General features: G+C 69.9%; 21 protein-coding genes. 12 read left to right on the plus strand and 9 right to left on the minus strand.

What is annotated here, in order from left to right:
* The first annotated feature begins 106 nt into the window (after positions 1-106).
* A complete protein-coding gene (locus tag AB0I81_RS40905; protein WP_360668930.1) occupies positions 107-454 on the plus strand; it encodes an STAS domain-containing protein in 348 nt (115 codons plus the stop codon).
* On the opposite strand, the gene AB0I81_RS40910 is transcribed toward AB0I81_RS40905, so the two are convergent.
* From AB0I81_RS40910 to AB0I81_RS40925, 4 genes are all read right to left on the minus strand, one after another.
* Positions 372-2609, minus strand: coding sequence for a terpene synthase family protein (locus AB0I81_RS40910; protein ID WP_360668932.1), 2238 nt, complete (start codon positions 2607-2609; stop codon positions 372-374). The two genes, AB0I81_RS40905 and AB0I81_RS40910, sit on opposite strands and share 83 nt — an antisense overlap.
* Before the next feature lie 70 nt (positions 2610-2679).
* The gene (locus tag AB0I81_RS40915; RefSeq protein ID WP_360668935.1) at positions 2680-4092 is read right to left on the minus strand and encodes a family 2B encapsulin nanocompartment shell protein; all 1413 of its coding nucleotides are present in this window, start codon (positions 4090-4092) and stop codon (positions 2680-2682) included.
* Between the two features lie 30 nt (positions 4093-4122).
* Positions 4123-5064 (minus strand): 4-hydroxy-3-methylbut-2-enyl diphosphate reductase, encoded by a 942-nt coding sequence (locus tag AB0I81_RS40920; RefSeq protein ID WP_360668938.1) that lies wholly within the window; start codon positions 5062-5064, stop codon positions 4123-4125.
* Between the two features lie 14 nt (positions 5065-5078).
* Complete coding sequence (locus AB0I81_RS40925; RefSeq protein ID WP_360668941.1) at positions 5079-6128, minus strand: polyprenyl synthetase family protein; 1050 nt, start codon at positions 6126-6128, stop codon at positions 5079-5081.
* A 124-nt stretch (positions 6129-6252) separates the two neighbouring features.
* Between AB0I81_RS40925 and AB0I81_RS40930 the strand changes: the two genes are divergently transcribed.
* Together AB0I81_RS40930 and ispG are read left to right on the plus strand one after the other, a co-directional pair.
* Positions 6253-8001, plus strand: a complete 1749-nt coding sequence (locus tag AB0I81_RS40930; RefSeq protein WP_360668944.1) for a 1-deoxy-D-xylulose-5-phosphate synthase — start codon at positions 6253-6255, stop codon at positions 7999-8001.
* Positions 7989-9161: a flavodoxin-dependent (E)-4-hydroxy-3-methylbut-2-enyl-diphosphate synthase gene (ispG, locus tag AB0I81_RS40935; protein WP_360668947.1), complete on the plus strand. Its 1173-nt coding sequence runs from the start codon at positions 7989-7991 to the stop codon at positions 9159-9161. The genes AB0I81_RS40930 and ispG overlap by 13 nt, the downstream gene beginning before the upstream one ends.
* On the opposite strand, the gene AB0I81_RS40940 is transcribed toward ispG, so the two are convergent.
* On the minus strand, positions 9158-10522 hold the full coding sequence (locus AB0I81_RS40940; protein WP_360668950.1) for a trypsin-like serine protease: 1365 nt from the start codon (positions 10520-10522) through the stop codon (positions 9158-9160). The two genes, ispG and AB0I81_RS40940, sit on opposite strands and share 4 nt — an antisense overlap.
* Positions 10523-10600: 78 nt before the next feature.
* The gene (locus AB0I81_RS40945; RefSeq protein WP_360668952.1) at positions 10601-10879 is read right to left on the minus strand and encodes a hypothetical protein; all 279 of its coding nucleotides are present in this window, start codon (positions 10877-10879) and stop codon (positions 10601-10603) included.
* 394 nt (positions 10880-11273) lie between these two features.
* Between AB0I81_RS40945 and AB0I81_RS40950 the strand changes: the two genes are divergently transcribed.
* The 5 genes from AB0I81_RS40950 (at position 11274) to AB0I81_RS40970 (ending at position 14781) form a co-directional block, all read left to right on the plus strand.
* On the plus strand, positions 11274-12323 hold the full coding sequence (locus AB0I81_RS40950; RefSeq protein ID WP_360668955.1) for an NAD-dependent epimerase/dehydratase family protein: 1050 nt from the start codon (positions 11274-11276) through the stop codon (positions 12321-12323).
* Between the two features lie 97 nt (positions 12324-12420).
* The gene (locus tag AB0I81_RS40955; RefSeq protein WP_360668958.1) at positions 12421-12894 is read left to right on the plus strand and encodes an ATP-binding protein; all 474 of its coding nucleotides are present in this window, start codon (positions 12421-12423) and stop codon (positions 12892-12894) included.
* 47 nt (positions 12895-12941) lie between these two features.
* Positions 12942-13841 (plus strand): dihydropteroate synthase, encoded by a 900-nt coding sequence (folP, locus tag AB0I81_RS40960; protein WP_360668961.1) that lies wholly within the window; start codon positions 12942-12944, stop codon positions 13839-13841.
* A gap of 12 nt (positions 13842-13853) precedes the next feature.
* Entirely contained in the window at positions 13854-14255 is a 402-nt protein-coding gene (locus AB0I81_RS40965) for a DUF1992 domain-containing protein (protein ID WP_360668963.1), read from the plus strand.
* A gap of 154 nt (positions 14256-14409) precedes the next feature.
* Positions 14410-14781, plus strand: a complete 372-nt coding sequence (locus tag AB0I81_RS40970; protein WP_360668966.1) for a VOC family protein — start codon at positions 14410-14412, stop codon at positions 14779-14781.
* A gap of 9 nt (positions 14782-14790) precedes the next feature.
* On the opposite strand, the gene AB0I81_RS40975 is transcribed toward AB0I81_RS40970, so the two are convergent.
* Together AB0I81_RS40975 and AB0I81_RS40980 are read right to left on the minus strand one after the other, a co-directional pair.
* Positions 14791-15462: a hypothetical protein gene (locus AB0I81_RS40975; protein WP_360668969.1), complete on the minus strand. Its 672-nt coding sequence runs from the start codon at positions 15460-15462 to the stop codon at positions 14791-14793.
* Between the two features lie 30 nt (positions 15463-15492).
* Entirely contained in the window at positions 15493-16230 is a 738-nt protein-coding gene (locus AB0I81_RS40980) for a MerR family transcriptional regulator (RefSeq protein ID WP_360668972.1), read from the minus strand.
* Between the two features lie 162 nt (positions 16231-16392).
* On the opposite strand from AB0I81_RS40980, the gene AB0I81_RS40985 reads away from it, so the two are divergent.
* The 4 genes from AB0I81_RS40985 to AB0I81_RS41000 all read left to right on the plus strand — a co-directional run bounded on the left by AB0I81_RS40985 (position 16393) and on the right by AB0I81_RS41000 (position 19539).
* On the plus strand, positions 16393-17898 hold the full coding sequence (locus tag AB0I81_RS40985) for an alpha/beta hydrolase (RefSeq protein WP_360668975.1): 1506 nt from the start codon (positions 16393-16395) through the stop codon (positions 17896-17898).
* Between the two features lie 152 nt (positions 17899-18050).
* Positions 18051-18407, plus strand: a complete 357-nt coding sequence (locus tag AB0I81_RS40990) for a VOC family protein (protein WP_360668978.1) — start codon at positions 18051-18053, stop codon at positions 18405-18407.
* Positions 18408-18454: 47 nt separating this feature from the next.
* The gene (locus tag AB0I81_RS40995; protein ID WP_360668981.1) at positions 18455-19066 is read left to right on the plus strand and encodes a glyoxalase; all 612 of its coding nucleotides are present in this window, start codon (positions 18455-18457) and stop codon (positions 19064-19066) included.
* A gap of 29 nt (positions 19067-19095) precedes the next feature.
* On the plus strand, positions 19096-19539 hold the full coding sequence (locus AB0I81_RS41000; protein ID WP_360668984.1) for a DUF1801 domain-containing protein: 444 nt from the start codon (positions 19096-19098) through the stop codon (positions 19537-19539).
* 72 nt (positions 19540-19611) lie between these two features.
* On the opposite strand, the gene AB0I81_RS41005 is transcribed toward AB0I81_RS41000, so the two are convergent.
* Positions 19612-21924: a glycoside hydrolase family 6 protein gene (locus AB0I81_RS41005; protein WP_360669106.1), complete on the minus strand. Its 2313-nt coding sequence runs from the start codon at positions 21922-21924 to the stop codon at positions 19612-19614.
* Between the last annotated feature and the right edge of the window lie 233 nt (positions 21925-22157).

Here is a 22157-nt window from a genome sequence, read left to right on the forward strand (position 1 = left end):
CGTGGTGTAGCCTGGATTTTGGATTAATCGCCGGACGCGATGGTCCGCCGCGTGGGTGCCGGCGCGGCGACAACCCCCAGAACGTGCCGTGTTGGGGGTGGGGAGTGTGAACGTCCAGGAACGGCTGCTCTACCAGGACGACCAGCTGACGATCAGCCTGGCGGCGGCGCCGGGAGTGCCGGCTGTCGCGCTCGTGGGCGAGATCGACGCCTCCAACAGCCCCGCGCTGGCCACCGCCCTGGCGGGTTGCCGGCAGGGCGGTTACATCGTGGTCGACACCGGCGCGCTGACCTTCATCGACGTCTCGGGGCTGCGCGTGCTCGTCATGCCCGGGCTGCCGCCCTCTCAGCGGTGGATCCGCCTGCGCAACGTCACGCCGTACCAGCAGCGGCTGCTGAGCATGATGGGGTGGTTCTACCAGCCCAAGGTCCGCCACGCGCCCCTGTGGGACTGACCATCGCGGCCGAGGTGCCCAGGCCGCTGGGCCCGCCGGGGCGCAGGTCGGGAGGCCGGTTGTGGCGCAGCAGCGACGGCTCGTCGTAGCGGAAGCAGTTGCGGTGCCAGTTGAGGATCCCGGCCAGCCAGTCGCGCGACTCGGTCACGAACGCGTCCACCTCCGCGCGCGCCTCGGCGTCCAGGCCGAAGTCGTCGCACAGAACCGGCAACTCGTTCGCGACGATGTGCTCGAACTGCGCCACCCGCGAGACCTGCAGATCACTGACGATGCCGAGCGCCGCCGGATAGTCGCAGTCGAAGAAGTTCTGCACCACCAGGACGCAGTTGTGCACCTCACCCTCGAACTCGATCTCCTTCTGGTAGGAGAAGACGTCGTTGACCAGCAGCCCGGCGTCCTGCATCGCGTTCTCCAGCGCCACCATGGGGCCGCTGGCGTAGAACTCCGCCGAAATCCCCTTGGAGTGCCGCAGCCGGCACAGACTCATCGTCAGGTCGGCGCCGTAGGTCTGCCGGCGCATCTCCAGGTAGTCCACCGGATCGGGGATGTGGCCCGCGATCTCGTTGGCCAGCTCCCACAACCAGCTCGCGCACATGTCCTCGACCGCCGTGCGCAGTTTGCGCCGATCCTGCGGCGGCATCGGCCCGGCCGTCGCCACCCACACGTCCGCCAGCCCGCGCTCCAGCGGGCTGGCCGGCGGCGGCACGGGCGACAGGTCCAGCGGCATGAACGCCCCGAGCCGGTCCACCGTCACCTTGGCCGCCGCCAGGTTGCGCGTCCTGCCGTAGGCTACGGGGAAGTAGTCGTCCCCGTACGTCCCCCAGGCCAGCCAGCGCGAGGCCAGGTCCAGCTCCTCGGGAGAGGCGTCGGGATGCAGGCCCGCCGCGCACAGCGGCAGATCGATGTCGATCAGCCTGTCCGCGTCCCACACCGCCGGGCCGATCCCGCTCGGGGGTTCGAGTATGCCCATCGCGGCGCACCAGACCACCAGGTTGCGGCGGGCGGCGTCCAGGTGGGGCGAGAGCCTGAGGTCGTACGGCACGCTCAGCTCGGGGATCCGCGAGGGCCCCACCCGCTGGTACGGCACGTGCGTGAAGTTGCGCAGCCGCTTGGCGCCCAGCCGGTCCACCAGCGCCGACATGCCCAGCGGCCGGGCGGCCCGCGCCCGCTCGTTCATGTACCTGCTGGAGCGCATGTGCCATTCGTGCCCGCCCGACTGCCAGTCCTGCAGCCCCTTGACGTAGGCCAGCACGCCGGCGGCGCTCAGCGGGTCCACGGCCTGCTCCACGAACAGCGGCCCCAGCTCGAAGACCGCCGTGTGCTCGAACTGCTGCATGCGCGAGGTCAGCAGGTCGTTGACCGCGTTCGCGGCCTCCTGCGTGCCGCAGCCGAGGAACTTCTCCAGCACCAGCACGCCGTTGCTCAGCTCGCCCTCGTCCCCGACCTCGCGCTGGTAGGAGAACAGGTCGTTACGCAGGTGCACGGAGTCGGAGAAGGAGTCGCGCAGCACCCGCAGCGGCCGGGTGGCCGCGATCCCGGCCGGCACCTCGGCCCGCACGGCGTGCTCGACGAGCCCGGCCGACCAGGGTGCGCCGCCGACCTTGCGGCGCATCTCGATGTACTCGACCGGGTTGGCCACCCGCCCGGTGTTGATGTTGGCCAGCTCCCAGAGCGACTCGTCCAGCAGGTTGCGGGTGCTCTCCGCGAAACGCGCCCGCCAGGCCAGCGACATGCCGGGCACCGTACGCGACCACAGGTCGGCCAGGCCCGCCTCGACCGGGTTGGCCGGCTCCGGCACGGTCAGGTCCGAGCCCATCGGCATGAAGCGGGCCAGCCGGTTCAGGTAGTCCTTGCCGCCCCGCAGGTCGCCGGAGCGTTTGAAGACCTCCAGGAAGTGGTCGTCGAAGAAGAAGACCCACACGTACCAGTCGGTGACCAGGCACAGCTCGGCGGCGTCGCAGTCGGGATGGGTGTAGGAGCACAAGAGCGGATAGTCGTGGGCGTCCAGGTCGGCCTCTTCCCAGACGCCCGAGCCTTCGAGCATGCCCAGCTCGCGGGCCCACCGCTTGGAGTGCGTGCGGGCCGCTTCGAGATGGGGGTTGAGCCGGGCAGGGTACGGCAGATAGAAGTCCGGCAGTTCAAACGGCTGTGACAAAGGTGGCTCCTTCAAGGTCGGCGTCCTCCGCCGGCCGCCCCGCCCGGACGGCCGGCGGAAGGGGCTCAGGTCAGCCGTTCCTGCCGAGCTCGACGTCCTCCAGCAGGGCGAGCGCGTCCGGCACCAGGACGGCGGCCGAGTAGTAGGCGCTGACCAGGTAGGAGACGACCGCCTTCTCGTTGACGTTCATGAAGCGGACCGACAAACTCGGCTGGTACTCGTCGGGGATGCCGGTCTGGTGCAGGCCGATGACACCCTGGTTCTCCTGCCCGGTACGCATGAGCGCGATCGACGTCGTCTGTGTGCCCGACACCGGGATCTTGTTGCACGGAAAGATCGGCACCCCCCGCCAGGCCGACACCCGGTGCCCGCCGACCTCATTGGTCTCCGGGTAGACGCCGCGCTTGCTGCACTCCCTGCCGAAGGCGGCGATGGCCTGCGGGTGGGCCAGGAAGAACGAGGGCTCCTTCCACACCTTGGCCAGCAGGTCGTCGAGGTCGTCCGGGGTGGGCGGCCCCGAGCGGGGGCGGATGCGCTGGCCGAAGTCGGCGTTGTGCAGCAGGCCGAACTCCTTGTTGTTGACCAGCTCGGTCTCCTGGCGCTCGCGCAGGGCCTCGACCGTGAGGCGGAGCTGCTGGTCGAGCTGGCTCATCGGCTGGTTGTACAGGTCGGTGACCCGGCTGTGCACGCGCAGGACGGTCTGGGCGACGCTCAGCTCGTATTCGCGCGGGGACACCTCGTAGTCCACGAACGTGCCGGGCAGCGCGTGCTCGCCGATGTGGCCGGAGGACATGTCGATCGCGGCCTCGCCATAGTCGTTCTGGGCGCGGTCACCGCCGGTACGCCAGTTCTCGACGTGCTCGCGCAGCGCGGAGGACTGCTCGGCGACCTCCTCGAAGTCCCGCCGGGAGAGCGTCAGCACGGTGGTGGCCGTCTTGGTGCGGGCGGTGTAGGCGTGCTGCCCGCCCTGGACCAGGGCCTGCTCGCCGAGGTAGTCGCCGTCGGCCAGCACGCCGAGGTTCTGGTCGTCGCCGTACGCGCCGCGCCCGGCCTTGGCCACCCGGCCGTGGGCGATCAGCACGAGCTCGTCCACCTCGTCGCCCTCCGCGACGATCTGCTGATCGGCCTCGATCTCGCGCTGGGTGAAACGGTCGGCCAGCGCTTCGAGCACCTCCATCTCATCGAAGCCGCGCAGCATCGGCAGCTCGGTCAGCTCCGCCGGGATGACCCGGACATCGGACCCCGTGGTGCTGAAGGTGATCCGGCCGTCCCCGAGCGTGTACGTCAGCCGCCGGTTCACCCGGAACACGCCGCCCGAGCACTGCACCCACGGCAGCAGCCGCAGCAACCAGCGGGAGGTGATCTCCTGCATCTGCGGCGGCGTCTTGGTCGTCGTGGCGAGTTGCCTGGCGGCATCGGTGCTGAGGCTCAGCTGCCCGTTGCCGCCGTTTTCAGGCGCGGTCGTGTGCGTTGTTTCGGTCATCGTGGTGCACCGCCAATCTCGGTGTGGGGCCTAGCCGGGCCTGCGGTTGGAACGGAGTTCGAGCGGGAGCGAGAAGGTCAGGGTCTCTTCTGTGAGGGTCACCGGCTCCACGTCGGCGTATCCGCCGGCCGCGAGCCAGTCGAGGAGCTGGGTGACCAGCAGGTCGGGCACGGAGGCGCCGGAGCTGACCCCGACGGTCTCGACGCCGTCGAGCCATCGCTCGTCGGCGTCGGCGGCCCGGTCCACCAGGTAGGCCGCCTTCGCGCCCGCGTCCAGCGCGACCTCCACCAGCCGCCGGGAGTTGGAGGAGTTGGCCGAGCCGACGACGATGACCAGCTCGCACCGCGGCGCGATCGCGGCGATCGCCTCCTGGCGGTTCTGGCTGGCGTAGCAGATGTCGTCGCTGGGCGGATCGACCAGGTCGGGGAAGCGTTCGCGCAGCTCGCCGACGGCACGCATGGTCTCGTCCACCGACAGCGTGGTCTGCGACAACCAGCTCACCTTTTGCGGGCGACCGGGGGAGACCTCGCCGGTCCTGGCAGGGTCCACGACGTGGATGCGTTCCGGGGCCTCGCCGAGCGTGCCCTCGATCTCCTCGTGCTCGGCGTGGCCGATGAGCACGATCTCGTATCCGTCCTCGGCCATCCGCACGGCCTCTTTGTGCACCTTGGTGACCAGCGGGCAGGTGGCGTCGATGGTACGCAGCCCGCGCTCCCGCGCCGCCCCCTTCACCGCCGGCGAGACGCCGTGCGCGGAGAAGACGACCAGCGCGTCGTCGGGAACCTCGTCGAGCTCCTCGACGAAGACCGCGCCGCGACGGGTCAGGTCGTCCACCACGTGGGTGTTGTGCACGATTTGCTTACGCACGTAGACAGGTGGCCCGAAGCGCTTCAGCGCCTCCTCCACCGTCAAGATCGCACGTTCGACGCCCGCGCAGTAGCCGCGCGGGGCCGCCAGAAGTACCCGGCCCATGATGGGTGACCCCTCTACTTGGTCCGGTGCGCGAGCTGGTCGGCCATCTGGGCAAGCACGCCGGCGGCATCCGGCTTGATCGGCGCCTCTGCCAGGGCCGACATGGCCTCGCGCACGCGTTGTTCGATCATCTGTTCGACCTTGGCCAGCGCGCCGGTGTCGCGGAAGGTCTCACGCATCCGCTCGGCGTGCTCCTCGGTCAGCGCCGGGTTGCCGTGCCAGGCGCGCAGGTGGGTGAGCTGGCCGGGGGAGGCGTGCTGCACGGCGTGGGCGTACATCACGGTCTGTTTGCCCTCGCGCAGGTCGTCCAGCGCCGACTTGCCGGTCTCCGCCGCCGCGCCGAACGTGCCGAGCACGTCGTCGCGGAGCTGGAACGCCTCGCCCAGCGGCACGCCGAAGCGCGAGTACGACTCCAGCAACTCCTTCGAGGCGCCGGCCAGCGCGCCGCCGATCTGCAGCGGACGCTCGACGGTGTACTTGGCGCTCTTGTAGCGGATCACCGTCAGCGCCTCCGCCTCGGTCGCGCCGGAGCGGAGCTGGGCCAGGACGTCGAGGTACTGGCCGCTGATGACCTCGGTGCGCATGGCGTCGAACAGGTGGTGCGCCGCGCGCAGCCGGGTCGCGTCAACTCCGCACGACGACAGCAGCGCGTCCGACCAGGCCAGGCTGAGCGTGCCGAGCAGGATGCCGCCGGCCCGCCCGAACGCCTCGGCTCCCGGGCCGCGGTGCAGGTCGGTCAGGCTCCTGTGCACGGTGGCGTGGCCGCGGCGCAGCTGGCTGCCGTCCATGATGTCGTCGTGGATGAGCAGGCCCGCGTGGCACAGCTCAAGGGCGGCCGCGGCGCTGATGATCTCTTCGCAGTCGTCCCCGCCGGCGCCGCGCCAGCCCCAGTAACACAGATGCGGCCGCACACGCTTGCCGCCGCTCAGGATGAAGTCGACCAGCAGGCCGTACGCGGTCTCCACGCCGGGGTCGGACACGGGGGTCCGCCAGTTGTCCAGGAAATCGCTCAGACGCCGATCAATCCGTGCACCAAGGGGTTGCTGAGTGAAGCCCACCGGCATGCGCGCGGCTCCTTCTGTTCAGTCAGTCACTACCCCTAGTTACTCATTGAATACGGAGCGTGTAAAGTGTCTTTTGTGGCTCAACTCTTCTTTTGCCACTGCAAACCCAGTGTCAGGGGATGTCATGAAGACCCTGCTGCCCTACGTTTCCACCCCCGATGACCTGCAAGCCCTCCCCGCCCGGCTCCTTCCCGGGCTGGCCAGGGAAATCCGCGACTTCCTGATCGACAAAGTGAGCGCGAGGGGCGGCCACCTCGGCTCCAACCTCGGCATCGTCGAGCTCACGATCGCGCTGCACCGGGTGTTCGACTCACCCGAGGACCTGATCGTGTTCGACACCGGACACCAGGCGTACGTCCACAAGATCCTCACCGGCCGCCGCACCAGCTTCGACGCGCTGCGCTGCCGGGGCGGCCTGAGCGGCTACCCCAGCAGGGAGGAGTCACCCCACGACCACCTGGCCAGCTCGCACGCCTCCACCGCGCTGTCCTACGCCGACGGCATGGCCAAGGCCCGCGCCCTGGCCGGCGACGACCGGCGGGCGGTGGTCGCCGTGGTCGGCGACGGCGCGCTCACCGGCGGCGTGGCCTGGGAGGCGCTCAACAACCTGGGCGCGGCCAGGCACCGCCCGGTCATCGTCGTGCTCAACGACAACGGCCGCTCCTACGCGCCGACGGTCGGCGGCTGCGCCGGCCACCTCGACCGGCTGCGCGCCGCCCCCGGCATCACCGTCTTCGAGAACCTCGGCCTGCGTTACCTCGGCCCGGTGGACGGGCACGACATCGAGGCGCTGGAGCAGGCCATGCGCGCGGCGCGCGAGTTGCGCGAGCCGGTGGTGGTGCACTGCCTGACCCGCAAGGGTCACGGCTACGAGCCCGCCGAGCAGGACCTCGACGAACACCTGCACGCCATCCCGGTCACCGACCCGGCGACCGGGCAGCCCGTCGCGCCGCGCACGCCCACCTGGACGCACGCCTTCGCCGAGCACCTGTGCGCGCTGGGCGAGCGGCGTCACGACCTGGTCGCCATCACCGCGGCCATGCCGGGCCCCACCGGGCTGGCCGCCTTCGGCCGGCGCTTCCCCGGGCGCATGTTCGACGTCGGCATCGCCGAGCAGCACGCCCTGGCCTCGGCCGCGGGCATGGCCATGAGCGGCCTGCACCCCGTGGTCGCGATCTACGCCACCTTCCTCAACCGCGCGATCGACCAGGTGCTGATGGACATCGCGCTGCACCGGCTGCCGGTGACGCTGGCACTCGACCGGGCCGGGATCACCGGGCCCGACGGGCCCAGCCACCACGGCATGTGGGACCTGGCCGCGCTGGCGCTAGTGCCCGGAATGCGGGTGGCCGCCCCGCGCGACGTGGTCCGCCTGCACGAGTTGCTGGAGGAGGCCGTGGAGCACGGCGGCCCCACGGCGCTGCGCTTCCCCAAGGCGGCGGCGGAGGCGGAGATACCGCCGGCCGGCAGCGTCGGCGCGCTGGACGTGCTGGCCGCCGGCGGCGGCGACGTGCTCATCGTGGCCATCGGGCCGATGGCCGGGCCGTGCCTGAGCGCCGCCGCGATGCTGGCCGCGACGGGCCTCGGCGTGACCGTGGTCGATCCGCGCTGGGTCATCCCGGTCTCGGCGGACCTGGGCAAGCTGGTCTGCGCCAGCCGGCTGGTGGTCACGGTCGAGGACGGCGTCGCCTCCTCCGGGGCCGGCGCACTGGTCCGGCAGGTCTGCGCGCCGGGCCCGCGGATGCTCAACCTCGGTCTGCCGTGCGAGTTCATCGGCCAGGGCAGCAGGTCCGAACTGCTGGCCGAGGCCGGGCTCACCGGTCAGGGCATCGCGTACGCGATCAGAAAGGAACTGAACAGATGGCCCCTGTAAGTCTCGGGCTGCCCGCCGCCCGCCGTCCGCGTCGCGTCTCCCGCCAGGTCATGGTGGGCGGCGTGCCGGTCGGCGGCGACGCCCCCGTCACCGTGCAGTCCATGACCACCTCGGTCACGGCCGACGTCAACGCCACGTTGCAGCAGATCGCCGAGCTGACCGCGGCGGGCTGCCAGATCGTCCGGGTGGCCGTGCCGTCCCAGGACGACGCCGACGCGCTGCCGCAGATCGCCCGCAAGTCGCAGATCCCGGTCATCGCCGACATCCATTTCCAGCCGAAGTACGTCTTCGCCGCCATCGAGGCGGGTTGCGCCGCAGTGCGCGTCAACCCCGGCAATATCAGGAAATTTGATGACAAGGTGGGAGAGATCGCACGGGCTGCGCGCGATCGGGACGTGCCGATCCGGATCGGGGTCAACGCCGGGTCGCTCGACCGGCGGCTGCTGGCCAAGCATGGCAAGGCCACGCCGGAGGCGCTGGTGGAGTCGGCGCTGTGGGAGTGCTCGTTGTTCGAGGAGCACGGGTTCACCGACATCAAGATCTCGGTCAAGCACCACGATCCGCAGGTGATGGTGGCCGCGTACCGGCTGCTGGCCAGAAGGTGTGACTACCCCCTGCACCTCGGCGTGACCGAGGCGGGGCCGCTCATACAGGGCACGGTCAAGTCGGCGGTGGCCTTCGGCATCCTGCTGGAGGAGGGGATCGGCGACACGATCAGGGTGTCGTTGTCCGCGCCGCCGGTGGAGGAGGTCAAGGTCGGCATCGGCATCCTGGAATCCCTCGGCCTGCGGGAGCGGCGACTGGAGATCGTCTCCTGCCCGTCGTGCGGGCGGGCCCAGGTGGACGTCTACACGCTGACCGACCGGGTGACGGCGGCGCTGGAGGGGTTCCCGTACCCGCTGCGGGTGGCGGTCATGGGGTGCGTGGTCAACGGTCCCGGCGAGGCCAGGGAGGCTGACCTGGGGGTGGCCTCGGGCAACGGCAAGGGCCAGATCTTCGTCAAGGGCGAGGTGGTCAAGACCGTGCCCGAGTCGCAGATCGTGGAGACGCTGGTGGAGGAGGCCCTGCGCATCGCGGAGGAGCGGGAGTCCCTGGCGGGCGAGACCGTGCAGGAGGCCCAGGCCGGGGAGGGGGCTCCCCGGCCTGGGGGTTCTTCCTAGATCCGCTGCCAGAGGGCGGGCACTATGGGAGGTTCCCAGCCCACCTGCGAGGTGTGACCCTGCAGGCATCGGTACGTGGCGCCGCCGTAGGTGACGGTGGCGCCCGTCGCGTAGGGCGTGTTGGGCGCCCAGGTGCCGCCCGGGTTCGTCGGCGTGATGGTGGGTGAGGGGCCGCCGCCCTGGGTGGCCAGGGTCAGCCCGTAGGTGGACAGGATCTCGTTGACCGGCTGGAAGTACGTCGTGCCGCCCGAACTACAGTTGCCCGAGCCGCCCGAGGTGACGCCCTGGGCCTGGTCGCCCGAGATGAACGAGCCGCCCGAGTCACCGGGCTCGGCGCAGACGCTGGTCCTGGTCACGCCGCTGACCGTGCCCTGCGGGTAGGTGACGCTGGTGTTGAGCTGCTGCACCGAGCCGCAGCGCCACTGGGTGGTCGAGCCGGAGCGGCAGATCGACGCGCCGGGCTGGGCGACGGCCGAGCCGCGCACGGGCAGGATGCCGGCGCTGTAGCCGTTCACCACGCCTACGGGGGTCCACTGCGTGTTGACCTCGATCCAGGCGTAGTCGTTGCCGGGGAAGGACGAGCCGCGGAAGGTGCCCTGGGCCACCCGGTTGTGGCCCGTGGTGCTCGCGCCGGTGTTGCCGCAGTGGCCGGCGGTCACGAAGCCGCCCTGCGAGCCGGCCCGCGTCACGGAGAAGCCGACCGAGCAGCGCGAACCGGTGCCGATGTAGTAGGCGTCGCCGCCGCGTACGTCGTAGTAGGTCTCCGGGCGCTCGTCGGAGCGCACCACGCGGACGGCCGAGGGGTCGGCGCCGCTGGTCCGTACCCAGGCGGCGGCCTTGGACGGGGTGGAGGTCAGGACGACCACGGTGTTGCCCGGGACGTCCACGTACCAGACCGGCGCGGTCTTCGGGGCCTTGGCCGACGCCTGGTCGAGGGCGGTCTTGACCTGGTCGAGCCGGTCGAGCGAGCGGGTGACCACCCTGGCCTGGACGCCGGCCGCCGCGAGGTCGCCGGCCTTGGACGGGTCGGTGGTGGCGGCGACCGGGGTGGCGGTCGGGCCGGTGACCCAGGTGCCGGCGTAGGCCGAGCCGAGCAGGGCGCGCAGGCGGGGCTCTACGCCGGCCGCGGCGGCCTCGTTCACCAGCCGTTGCCCGGCCTGTTCCGTGGTGACGCCGAGGTCGCGGGCGAGCGCGTCCACCAGGCCGGGAGGGGGATCGGACATGATGGACGCGCTCGTCCTGGCCTGGTCGAACAGGGTGTCGTCCGGGCCGCTCCGCGCCGCGAAGGCGACGGCCGGGACGGCGATCAGGGTGGTGACGGCCAAGGCGATTCCCGCCGTCAGGGTCTTTCTGGGGAGCATGTGAACTCTCCTCGTACTGGGGGGTGCCGCCACCGTACGAGACCCGATACGAGGAGTGGTCGTGTCAAATGACCCCTATCACGGTGTTATGGCGGACCGCTCCTGGCCAGGGATTTGCTCGTTGACGAGCTCGAACGTCATGCCGTGGCTGCTGGATACGGTGATCACCTTGCGCTGGAGCATCGCGCTCACCCGGGTGGCCACCTCCTGAAAGTTGGCCTGGTTGCCGGGGGTGTCCACGCCGGCCAGCCGGGTCGAGCCCTTCTCCAGCAGTTCCTTGGCGAGCCACTCGGACATGGAGACGACGAAGCGCGCCTTCTCGTCGGGAGTGAAGGGTGTGGGCTCTCTGCGTTCCATGCGGCGCAGTCTAGGGCGCGGGCCAGGAGCCGGGAGCTGTTTGGAGTGCTATGTGCGGGTATGCGGCTTTTGTGCTCCGAGCGTTGAGGAGACGAGCATGAAAGCGGTCACCTGGCACGGCAAGCGCGACGGACGCCGACCCGCTCGGGGTGATGGATCTGACCACTCACCGGTTGCCGCTGGAGCAGGCGCCGCAGGCGTACGAGACGTTCCAGAAGAAGGCCGGCGGAGCCGTCAAGATCGTGCTCGCGCCCTGACCCTGCGCTCATTTCTTGGCACGGAGCGGTGGGGAGCGCGCTCGTGCCTTGACACGGAGCGGTGAAGAATGTGTTCGCGCCCTGACATGGCAGCTCAGTGGGGTTTCGGGGCCTTCTTGGGGGGCAGCGGAGCACGCATGAGAGTCGTTGTGGTCGGCGCCACCGGGAACGTCGGGACGAGCGTGGTTCGCGCGCTGGCCGCCGACCGCGACGTGACCTCGATCGTGGGTGTCGCGCGCCGCCTGCCGGGCTGGCGCGTCGAGCGCACCGACTGGCGGCAGGCCGACGTGGCGACCGGCGACCTGACGCGCATCTTCGACGGCGCGGACGCGGTGGTGCACCTGGCGTGGTTGTTCCAGCCGACCAGGGATCCCGCCACCACCTGGCGGGCCAACGTGCTCGGCAGCATGCGCGTCTTCCGCGCGGTGGCGGAGGCGGGCGTGCCGGCGTTGATCCACGCCTCGTCCGTGGCGGCGTACTCGCCGGGGCCCAAGGACCGGCCGGTGGAGGAGAGCTGGCCGACGCACGGCTGGCCGGAGGCCGCGTACGGGCGGGAGAAGGCCTACGTCGAGCGGGTGCTGGACGTCTTCGAGCACGACCACCGCAACATCCGGGTGGTACGGATGAGACCCGGCTTCATCTTCCAGCGGGAGGCCGCGACCGAGCAGCGCCGGCTGTTCGCCGGGCCGTTCCTGCCGAGCCGGCTGATCAGGGCGGGCCGGGTGCCGTTCGTGCCGGACATCCCCGGGCTGCGGATGCAGGTGCTGCACGCCGCGGACGCGGCCGAGGCCTACCGGCTGGCCGTCACCAGACCCGTGCGGGGCGCGTTCAACATCGCCGCGGAGCCCGTGCTCGACGCGCACGACCTGGCGAACCTTTTGGGCGCCCGTACGGTGCCGGTCCCGCGCGGGCTGGCCAAGGCGGCGGTGGCCGCGGGGTGGCACCTGCGGCTCGTGCCCGCCGCGCCGGGGCTGCTGGAGATGGCCCTGCGAATTCCGGTCATGAAGATAGAACGGGCGAAAGAAGTGCTCGGCTGGCGGCCACGGCACTCGGCGCAGGAGGCCGTACGGGCGCTCCTGGACGGGTTGCACGAGGGTGCGGGCATGGACACTGCGCCGCTGGCTCCGGAAGGCGGTCCTGTCGCCCGCGTACGTGAACTCGCCACGGGAATTGGCGGACGTCCCTAACCAGACGACTGCGTGTAAGTTCCGCACACCGGGGAAGAGGAAGGGCACGCGAGGTCCTGAAGCGCGGCCTGTGTGTCGGAACGGCACGGAGGAGCGCATGCGTACCTTGATCGTCCAGACCTTCACCCTCCAAGACGTCAGCAAGCTGCGGCACGTGGTGGCCGAGACGGCCGAGCAGAACGGTCTGCACGGTCCCCGGCTGGACGATTTCGTACTGGCCGTGCACGAGAGCGTGGTCAACGCCGTCGAGCACGCGGGCGGGCACGGGAGTTTCAAGTTGTGGACCGTCGATGGAGTCATCCGGTCCGAGACCAGCGACCGGGGGGCCGGCATCCCCGACGGGTACGTCAACGGCCTCAAACGGCCGTCCGACCACTCCTACACGGGCCGGGGGATCTATCTGATCAGGCGGTTGTGCGACGCGGTCGACTTCCGCACCGGGCCAGGTGGCACCACCGTTCTGCTCACCATGCGGTTACCGCTCCAGGCCGGTCTGCACGCCCGCAGGAGCATGCGGCGCATCAGGGTCGCCTCACCGGGAAGAGGCCCGTTCGGCGGCTTCACCGCCTGATCCCCCGCGCGCGGGAGCCCGGCCATCCTGCCAGGTAGTCTCGATGTGTGAGCGGCGAGCAGCTTTCCCCGGAGATCATCTCCCCGGTTCGGCGCCTGGGGCGGCGGGAGTTCGATTTCGAGCGCCAGGTCGCCATCATGGCCATCGTCAACAGGACGCCCAACTCCTTCCACGACCAGGGCCGCACCTTCGAGCTCGACAGCGCGGTGGCGGCGGCGACGAAGGCCGTGGCGGAAGGGGCCGACTGGGTGGACATCGGCGGCTTCGCCTTCAGCGCCGCCCAGTCCCGGATCGGGGTGGCCGAGGAGATCGACCGGGTCGCGCCCGTCATCGCCAGGGTCAGGGCCGCCACCGACGCCGTGATCTCGGTCGACACCCACCGTCCCGAGGTCGCCAGGGCCGCCGTCGAGGCCGGCGCCGACGTCATCAACGACACCAACGGCCTGCGCGAGCCTGGCCTCGCCGAGGTCGCCGCGGAGACCGGCGCGAGCGTGGTGGTCACGCACAGCCTCGGAGGGCCGGGCCGCCGCGTCTTCCGGCCCAGCTACGCCGACGTCGTCAGCGAGGTGGCGGACTTCCTGCGCGAAAGGATCGCCTTCGCGTTGAAGGCCGGCATCGCCCCGGACAAGATCATCATCGATCCCGGGCACGACCTGAACAAGAACACCTTCCACTCGCTGGAGATCACGCGCCGGCTGGAGGAGATCACCTCGATCGGCTACCCGACGCTGGTGGCCCTGTCCAACAAGGACTTCATCGGCGAGACGCTCGACCGGCCGCAGGGGGAGCGCAAGGAGGGCACGATCGCCGCCAACGTGGTCGCCATCCTCAAGGGCGCCCGCATCCTGCGCGTGCACGACGTGGCCGCGACGCTCGCGTCCGTCCGCATGACCGAGGCCGTGCTCGGCTGGCGCGGCCCCTTGGCACCAAGGCACAACCTGGCATAGGAGGTCGGTACGTTGACAGAGCGTAAGCCCACGGGGATGCCCTTCGAGAGCTGGATCGACCGGCAGATCCGGGAGGCGGAGGAACGCGGGCAGTTCGACGACCTGCCGGGCAGCGGCAAACCGCTTCCGGGGCAGGGCAGGCACCTTGACGAGATGTGGTGGATCAAGCAGAAGATCGAGAGCGAAGGGCTCTCGATGCCGCTGCCACCCACGCTGGCGCTGCGCAAGGACGCCGAGGAGGCCCTCAAGCAGGCCCGCGGCGCACGGTCAGAGGCCGAGGCCAGGCGCATCATCGAGGAGATCAACGACCGCATCCGCAAGGCCATCAGAACCGGCCTGTCGGGCCCACCCCTCAACCTGATGCCCTACGACGTGGACGAGATCATCTCGGAGTGGCGTCAGGAACGCCGCTAGAGGTCGGCCCTGAGGCACCGGATCGTGGTGAGGTCCGGACCTGCCCTGAGGCACCGGATCGTGGTGAGATCCGGTGCCTGCCGAAAACCGTTTGCCGTGTTCGGCCCGCCCGTGCAAGCCTCCGTTGTGGGTGAGCCCGGCGTGGGAGGCGCGAGTGAGCTGGTCCTCGATCATGAACGTGACGTTCGACTGCTCCGACGCCGAGTCCCTGGCGCGCTTCTGGAGCGAGGTCACCCGCTGGCCCCGCACGAAGGCGGACATGCCGGGCAACCCCTTCTGGTGGGTGGGCCCCGAAGGGGACACCTACCCTCACCTGGTCTTCGTCGAAGTGCCCGAGCCCAAGCACACCAAGAATCGAGTTCACCTCGATCTCATGCCGCAGGACGGATCCCAGGAGCAGGAGGTCGCCCGGCTCGAAGCGCTGGGCGCACGCGTCGTGGACGATCGCCGGGGCCTTACCCCGGGCGGCTGGGTCGTGATGGCCGACCCGGAGGGCAATGAGTTCTGCGTCGAGGGCGGCGAGTAGCCGGATCCGTCATCCGCCTCCGCCCCTGGCCATGGAGTCCAGCAGCCAGTTGTAGCGCAGGCGCAGTGCGCGCTCCCAGGCGGCCGCGGCGGCACCGAGCCCGAGCACGAGGTTGAGCCAGATCGGCAGCCGGATGGGTGAGGTGAAGGTCCCGAAGTTCTCAAACACCGGGGGGAATTTGAAAGCCACCTCGATGAGCTGCGGAATGAGCAGAAGCAGCGGGATGACGAGCAGGATCAGCGAGCAGAAACCGATCGCCCGGCTCAGCCCGGGGCGCTCGCGGTCGAGGTGGGCGCGGCGCCCTTCGCCGGAGCTGCGATCGGGCACGAGTTGCCGCTCGGTGCCCTCGTCGGTCACGTAGTGGCAGCGCTTGAGCCCGAAGGGGGTTGGCACGACCTCAATCGTGCCGCCCTCGACGGGAAAGACGGCGGGGAGCGTGGACACGGCGTGATGCCTGCCGTCGAGATACAGGTGGACCTTGCCCTTGCCGTCCTCGGAAAAGAACCGCCCGACATAGTTGGCGTCAACGGCATAGACCATTTGCCGGCCGTGCGCGTCCCGCAGCGTCAGGTAGAACAACGCCCGGGAAAGCGTCTGCCACCAGCGGAAACGCTTGAGCGGACGGCCATTTCCAGGTTGGACGCGTTGTACGGCTCGGCGTCTTCGCAAATCCTTGAACACTTCAGACTCCATGTCATCGCGTGCGAACGTCTAGGCGGCGGGGTCGGTCGGGTCCGTCTCCTGTTCGAGGAGGGCGTTGATGCGCTGCAGGACCCGGATCTGCGCGGAGTTGTAGAACTCCACCACCGCGTGCGCCATCGCGTTCTCGGCCAGCTTCGCTCCCATGGGGGAGTCCGCCACCGGGCTGTTCGCCCACGGGTGCTCTTCCCGCATCCTGCGGATCATCGGCAACATGCGCTCGGCGATCCGGTCGATCGTGGCGTCGTCGGCGTCCGCGGGGACGGCCTCGAACTCGTCATCGGCGTTGTCCCGTACGGTGATCATCTGACGGAACTCCCGCATGGCCTCCTCACTGAAAACCGTCGAATAGACCATGAGCATGGACTGTTCGGCGTCGGAGAGGTCATGGGAGATGGGAGCGAACGCGGGCGGCACGTGCATCGGCGCGCGATGACGCAGGATGACGGCCAGCTCCGCGCGGATCCGGTTGAGCCGTTCGATCGTCGCCTCCAGCTCGGCGTCCAGCACCCGGATCGCCTCGTCCGGCTCCTGGTCGGCCCGTCCCATCGCGGCGATCTGCGACAACGGCACCCCCAGATCGCTCAGCCGCCTGATCTGCAGGAGCCGGAGCAGGTGCGAGATCTGGTACTGCTTGTATCCGTTCGCCGCGCGCTCGGGCATCTCCAGCAACCCGATCTCGTGGTAGTGCCGGATGGTCTTCACCGTCGAGCCCGCGAGTTCGGCAAGTTGCCGGGTGCTCCACGCCACTGTCTTCGCCTCCCTCATTCCTGACTCAAGTCCACACCATGACGTAGGGGCACAGTCAAAGCGGAACCGGGTGTGATCTGAACCACTGTGCGGCTCTCCTTGACTGTGCCCCAAGGGCACGCTGTTGGCTCGGTGGCGTAAACGGTACGAGGAGGGAAGCACATGACCATGCATCGCAGCGTGGCGCGGAGTCTGGCGGTGGTGGCCGTGATCGGCGCCGCCGGCGCGTTGACGGCGGCGCCCGCCGTGGCCGGTGCCACGGCATCCGCCACCGCCAGGCCCGCGACCCAGGTGAAGTGGGGCGAGTGCCCGAAGGAGATCGTGACCGAGGCAGGACCGAACAAGCTGGACTGCGCGACCGTGCCGGTGCCGCTGGACTACAACGACCCGGACGGCACCAGGATCGACATCAAGATCTCCCGGCTGGCCAGCCAGAATCCGGTCAAGCGGCGGGGCATCCTGATGCTCAACCCGGGTGGCCCCGGCGGGTCCGGGTTGAGCCAGCCCGCGTTCCTGATGACCCGGGGGCTGCCCGCGAGCGTGAAGGACAGCTATGACGTGATCGGCATGGACACCAGGGGGATCGGGCATTCGGCGCCGGTCAGCTGCGGATTCACCGCCAACGGGCCGTACGCCGCCAACATCCCGCCGTACGCGGTGGACGACGCGGCGGTCGTCAAGCGGGCGAAGGTCGCCAAGCAGGCGGCGGAGCAGTGCGCGCAGAAGGACCGCGACGGCCGCCTGCGTCACGTGTCGACGGCGAACATGGCTCGCGACCTGGACCGGATCCGTGCCGCGCTCGGCGAGAAGAAGACCAGCTTCCTCGGCTACTCCTACGGCACGGCCCTGGGAGCCGCCTACGCGTCGATGTTCCCCGAGCGGTCCGACCGCATCGTGCTCGACAGCAACATCGGCGACACCCACCTCGACCCCGCCGGCATGCGCCGCTACGGGCTGGGCATGGAGCAGACCTTCCCCGACTTCGCGAAGTGGGCGGCCAAGCGGCACGGCACCTACGGCCTGGGCCGCACGCCGGAGGAGGTGCGTGCGACGTACTTCAAGCTCGCCGAACGCCTCGACAGGAAGCCGCTGCCCGACATCGACGGCGCCACCTTCCGGGCCGCCATGTTCGCCCTGCTCTACCGCGAGGCGCAGTACATCACGGCGGCGCAGATGTGGCAGACCCTCCTGACCGGCACCTGGCCGAAGCCCACGCCCGTCCCGCCGGGCCCGTCGCCCATGGACAACGCCTACACCGTGTTCCTGGCCGTGACCTGCAACGACATCCAGTGGCCCAGGGACGTGAACACGTATCGCCGCGCCGTGGAACAGGACCGCGAACGGTACCCGATGTACGGCGCGGCCGCCGCGAACATCACGCCGTGCGCCTTCTGGCCGTACAAGCCGGCCGAGGCTCCGGTGAAGATCACCGACGAGGGCCCGGCCAACGTGCTGCTCGTCCAGAACCAGCGCGACATCCCCACCCCCCACCGCGGCGGTGAGATGCTCCGCGAGAAGTTCGGCGACCGCGCCCGCCTGGTGAGCGTCGACGCCAGCGGCCACGGCGTCTACCTCCTGGGTGAGAACGCCTGCGCCTCGAACACCACCACGAGCTATCTGGTGGACGGCAAGATGCCCGCGCGCGACGTGACCTGCCCCGCGTCCTGAGGCGTGACCGGGCCCGGATCGGTGAGCCGCGTGCTTCCGTACGCGATCCGTGCCATCGATCCGTGTTCGGTTCCGTGGTCACCACGGATGTGGACCGGCCGGGCCGGAAGAGAAGCTGTGCACACGGTGATCCACGACCAACAGGAGCAACCATGACCGCCTCTTCCACCCAGGGCATCAAGACCGTCCTGCACCCCGTGTCCGACCTGGCCAAGGCCAAGGCCGTGTACGCGGCCCTGCTCGGCATCCCGCCGCAGAGCGACTCGGCCTACTACGTCGGCTTCGACAGCGAGGGCCAGCACATCGGCCTGGTGCCGGGCGGTGGGCCGCAGGGCATGACCTCGCCGGTGGCCTACTGGCACGTGAGCGACATCGAGGCGAAGCTGGCCGAGGTGACCGCCGCGGGGGCCACCGTGAAGGAGGCCGCGCACGAGGTCGGCGGCGGTCGCCTGGTGGCCACCGTCACCGACCTCGACGGCAACGTCCTCGGGCTGATCCAGGACCGGTGAGAGCCGTTCCGCCACCGACCGAACCCACCTCACCCAAAGGATCAGCCATGACCACTTTCGCGACCATCACCCTGGAAGTTCCCGACCCCACCGCCGCGGCCGCCTTCTACGAAGCCTTCGGCCTGGGCTCCCACGTACGCGTACGCGCCTCAGAGGCGCCGACGACCGGCTTCCGCGGATTCACGCTGTCCCTCGTGGCCGCCCAGCCCGGCAACGTGGACGCCCTCATCGGCGCCGCCCTCGACGCCGGCGCCACGACGCTGAAGCCGGCCGAAAAGAGCTTCTGGGGCTACGGCGGCGTCCTACGCGCCCCGGACGGGACGATCTGCAAGATCGCGTCCTCGAAGAAGAAGGACACCGAACCCGCCGCCCGGCGGATCGACCAGGTCGCGCTCCTGCTGGGCGTGGCGGACGTCAAGGCGAGCAGGCGGTTCTACGTCGAACGCGGCCTGGCCGTGGCCAAGAGCTTCGGCGGCAAGTACGTCGAGTTCGACACCCCGTCGTCGGCAGTCACGCTGGCCCTCTACCCGCGCCGCGCCCTGGCCAAGGACACCGGCATGGCCCAGGAGGGCACCGGCTCGCACCGCATCGTGATCGGCGGCGACGCCGGGCCCTTCACCGACCCGGATGGGTTCGTCTGGGAAACCGTCTCCGCCTGAGCTTCAAGAACTTCAAAGGGGAACCTGTCATGAGCAGCAGCACGTACGAGGGATTCACGGCCGATGAACGGGCCGCGATGAAGGACCACGCCCAGGAGCAGAAGAAGGCCGCACGCCGGGCCTCCCGCGCGGACAAGGCGGCGGAGGCGGCACGGGACGTGCTCGCGAAGATCGCCGAAATGGATGACTCGGACCGGGTCATGGCCGAACGTGTCCACGCCGTCATCACGGCAGCCGCTCCGGCGCTGGAGCCGAAGCTCTGGTACGGAATGCCCGCGTACGCGCTGGACGGCAAGATCGTGTGCCACTTCCAGAGCGCGGCGAAGTTCAAGACCCGCTACGCGACGCTCGGCTTCAGCGACCAGGCGAACCTGGACGACGGCACGATGTGGGCCGCCGGATTCGCACTGACCGAGGTGACGGCCGAGGTGGAGGCGCGGATCAGCGCGCTGGTACGGCAGGCCGTGAGCTGATGCGCGCGGCGAAATGGCCGGCCGGGGAACTCGGGTCAGGCGAGTCCCCCGGCCGGCCGGGTCATTGCGAGATCAGTTGATGGGCGGGTAGGCGTTGGCGAGCAGTTCGCGGAACTGGGCCGAGAACCACTGGCCGGACAGCGGGGCGTCGGCCTTGGCGCCCGACATGTTGTTGCCGTTCAGGTTGTTGCCCGTGTACGTCGGGTCGCACATCCGGTCGAACTTCTTGCCCTCGTCGTTCGGGATGTCGCGGCTGGCGCCGTCGGACTCACCCGGAGGCTTGATCCAGACGTAGGCGTCGAAGCCGGCTGCCGGGCTGGCGGTCGGCCTGGTGCCCATGCCGGCGCCGCTCTGGTTGCACCAGTTGCCGGCGTGGATGCGGCGGTCGAGGCGGGACTGGTTGACGAACTCGTCCACGTTGGTCGAGGTGCTCGGCCCGGACGGGCGGGCGCTGCCGCCCCAGCCGTTGCGCGAGGTGTCGACCAGCATGCCGAGACCCGAGCGGAAGCCCTTGGCGATCAGAGCGTTGCGCAGGGCGGTGGCGAAGGTCTGCTCGTCCACGTACCAGTTCCAGTCGATCCACTTGGACTGCCGGATCGGGGTGTTGCCGATCGTCATGTTGACGTTGAAGTACGGCTCGCTGGTGGCGGAGTAGTTGGCGGTGTTGACGATGAAGCCGTCCACGCTGTCCACACCGGCCGTGGTGGCGGCGACGGTCTCGTGGAACAGGTTCACCGACGGCTGGAAGTTCGAGTCCCAGCCGAGCCACGCGTGGTGGGCGGCGTCGATGTAGGTGTAGACGTTGGTGATGGCGTGCAGCTGGTTGAGCGCGTAGCGGACGCCGTCGCGGTAACCGCCGGCGCCGTTGGCCTCGCGGCACTTCTCGAACGCGTTGAGGTTGGTGACGAGGTTCGGCAGCGAGTCGGGCTCGATGATCGTGACGATGCGCAGGCCGGCGTAGGCGGGGCTGCGCAGGATGGCCGCGATCGGGTCGATGTACTCGGTCTTGTAGCGGTTGAAGCCGTCCTGGGCGATGAGCAGCTCACCGTTGGAGGCCAGCGCCGAGCAGTCGCGGTTGGGCAGGTTGTAGATGACGACCTGGATGGTCAGCGGCGCGGAGCCGTTGGCGGCGTCCTGCCTGACGGCCTCGTCCAGGTGGGCGCGCAGGCCCATGGCCCCGCCGGTGCCGGCGATGGCCGCGATGCGGTCCATCCACACGGCGGTGGAGGTGTTGGCGACCGCCGAGCCGCCGGGCTCGGCCGCGGCCTTGGCGCTCCAGTTCGGGTTCACGTAACCGGTGGCGCCGGCGTACGGGTTCTCGACGTGGGTCGGGTTGGGGCCGCCGTCGTCGTCGGCCTCGGTGGCGGTGACCGTACGGGAGGTCAGGCCGGTGGAGGCGACGGTGAAGGTGCGGCTGCCGGCGGCCGTGTCGGTGTCCTGCGCGGCGGCCAGGGTGACCGTCTGCGGGACGTTCCAGTTCGACGTGGTGAAGGTGAGCGAGGCGCCCGAGCTGACGGTGAGGTTGCTGTCGCCGCTGCCCGCCGTCGTGGTGACGGTCACGCTGGAGGAGGGCTGGGCGGCCAGGCGCACGGTGTACGTGCCGGTCGATCCCTCGGGCACGGTCACCGAGGTCGGCGTCACGACGATCGACTGCTCGACGGTGCCGTCGTCGTCGACCTCGCTCGCGTTGACCGTGGCGCCGGTGACGCCGGTTCCGCCGACGCTGAAGGCGGCGGTGCCCGAGGCGGTGTCGGAGTCCTGGGCCGCGGCCAGGGTGACCGTCTGGGCGGTGTTCCAGTTGCTCGGGGTGAAGGTGAGCGAGCCGCCGGAGCTGACGGTCAGGTCCGTGTCACCGCTGGTGCGGGCGGTGGTGACGGTGACGTTCGAGCTGGGGGCGGAGGAGAGCCTGGCCGTGAACGTGGCCGTGCCGCCCTCGTTGACCGCCACCGCGCTGGAGGAGGTGACGACCGACGGGGTGGTCGGGTTCGTGCCGCCGCACGAGGTGCCGTTGACGCTGAACGCTGTCGGGTTCGGGTTGGTGCCGGACCAGGTGCCGTTGTAGCCGACGGAGACCGACGCGCCGGTGGCCAGGTTGCCGTTGTAGGGCATGTTGGTGCCGGTCACGCGGGTGCCGGACTGGCTCCAGTTCGCGCCCCAGCCGGTCGGGGTGTACTTCTGGCCCGCCGTCGCGTAGTCGAAGGCGAGTGACCATGAGGTCAGCGGGTCGCCGGTGTTCTTCAACGTGATGCTCGCGGTGAAACCGCCCTGACCAGGGCTGCTCGTCCACGAGTTGGCTGTGTAGGTCACGTCGCAGGCGACGGCGGCGTTCGCGGCCGTGCCCTGGCCGACGACGAGCCCTAAGGCCGCGACACTCGCGGCGGTCATGGTCACGGCCCATTTGCGGAGGCCGCGGTGGAGTCTCACGAGCGATCATCTCCAGGATTAGTTGGCTGGGAGCGCTCCCATGGTGTGCCGCGCCAGCGGCCGTGTACAGCGGGCGGCGGTCGGGGAGGTGTCTGCCGCCCCGCATGCTCGTTGAATACCCCTAAACGAGGATGAAACTTTCATCCCGGTCAGCCTGGTGAGAGGAAACACGAGGGTTACCGAAATGCCATTCC

Origin of the sequence: Nonomuraea sp. NPDC050404 (genome assembly GCF_040655495.1) — a bacterium.
In the GTDB taxonomy this organism is placed as follows: Bacteria; Actinomycetota; Actinomycetes; order Streptosporangiales; family Streptosporangiaceae; genus Nonomuraea.

Bases quoted from the DNA above. Each gene is read 5' to 3' on its own strand.
- AB0I81_RS40945 (WP_360668952.1), bottom strand. From the start codon at position 10,879: ATGGAACGCAGAGAGCCCACACCCTTCACTCCCGACGAGAAGGCGCGC.
- AB0I81_RS40915 (WP_360668935.1), bottom strand. From the start codon at position 4,092: ATGACCGAAACAACGCACACGACCGCGCCTGAAAACGGCGGCAACGGG.
- AB0I81_RS40920 (WP_360668938.1), bottom strand. From the start codon at position 5,064: ATGGGCCGGGTACTTCTGGCGGCCCCGCGCGGCTACTGCGCGGGCGTC.
- AB0I81_RS40995 (WP_360668981.1), top strand. From the start codon at position 18,455: ATGACCACTTTCGCGACCATCACCCTGGAAGTTCCCGACCCCACCGCC.
- AB0I81_RS40925 (WP_360668941.1), bottom strand. From the start codon at position 6,128: ATGCCGGTGGGCTTCACTCAGCAACCCCTTGGTGCACGGATTGATCGG.
- AB0I81_RS41005 (WP_360669106.1), bottom strand. From the start codon at position 21,924: ATGACCGCCGCGAGTGTCGCGGCCTTAGGGCTCGTCGTCGGCCAGGGC.
- AB0I81_RS40985 (WP_360668975.1), top strand. From the start codon at position 16,393: ATGACCATGCATCGCAGCGTGGCGCGGAGTCTGGCGGTGGTGGCCGTG.
- AB0I81_RS40990 (WP_360668978.1), top strand. From the start codon at position 18,051: ATGACCGCCTCTTCCACCCAGGGCATCAAGACCGTCCTGCACCCCGTG.
- AB0I81_RS40930 (WP_360668944.1), top strand. From the start codon at position 6,253: ATGAAGACCCTGCTGCCCTACGTTTCCACCCCCGATGACCTGCAAGCC.
- AB0I81_RS40940 (WP_360668950.1), bottom strand. From the start codon at position 10,522: ATGCTCCCCAGAAAGACCCTGACGGCGGGAATCGCCTTGGCCGTCACC.
- AB0I81_RS41000 (WP_360668984.1), top strand. From the start codon at position 19,096: ATGAGCAGCAGCACGTACGAGGGATTCACGGCCGATGAACGGGCCGCG.
- ispG (WP_360668947.1), top strand. From the start codon at position 7,989: ATGGCCCCTGTAAGTCTCGGGCTGCCCGCCGCCCGCCGTCCGCGTCGC.
- AB0I81_RS40950 (WP_360668955.1), top strand. From the start codon at position 11,274: ATGAGAGTCGTTGTGGTCGGCGCCACCGGGAACGTCGGGACGAGCGTG.
- AB0I81_RS40955 (WP_360668958.1), top strand. From the start codon at position 12,421: ATGCGTACCTTGATCGTCCAGACCTTCACCCTCCAAGACGTCAGCAAG.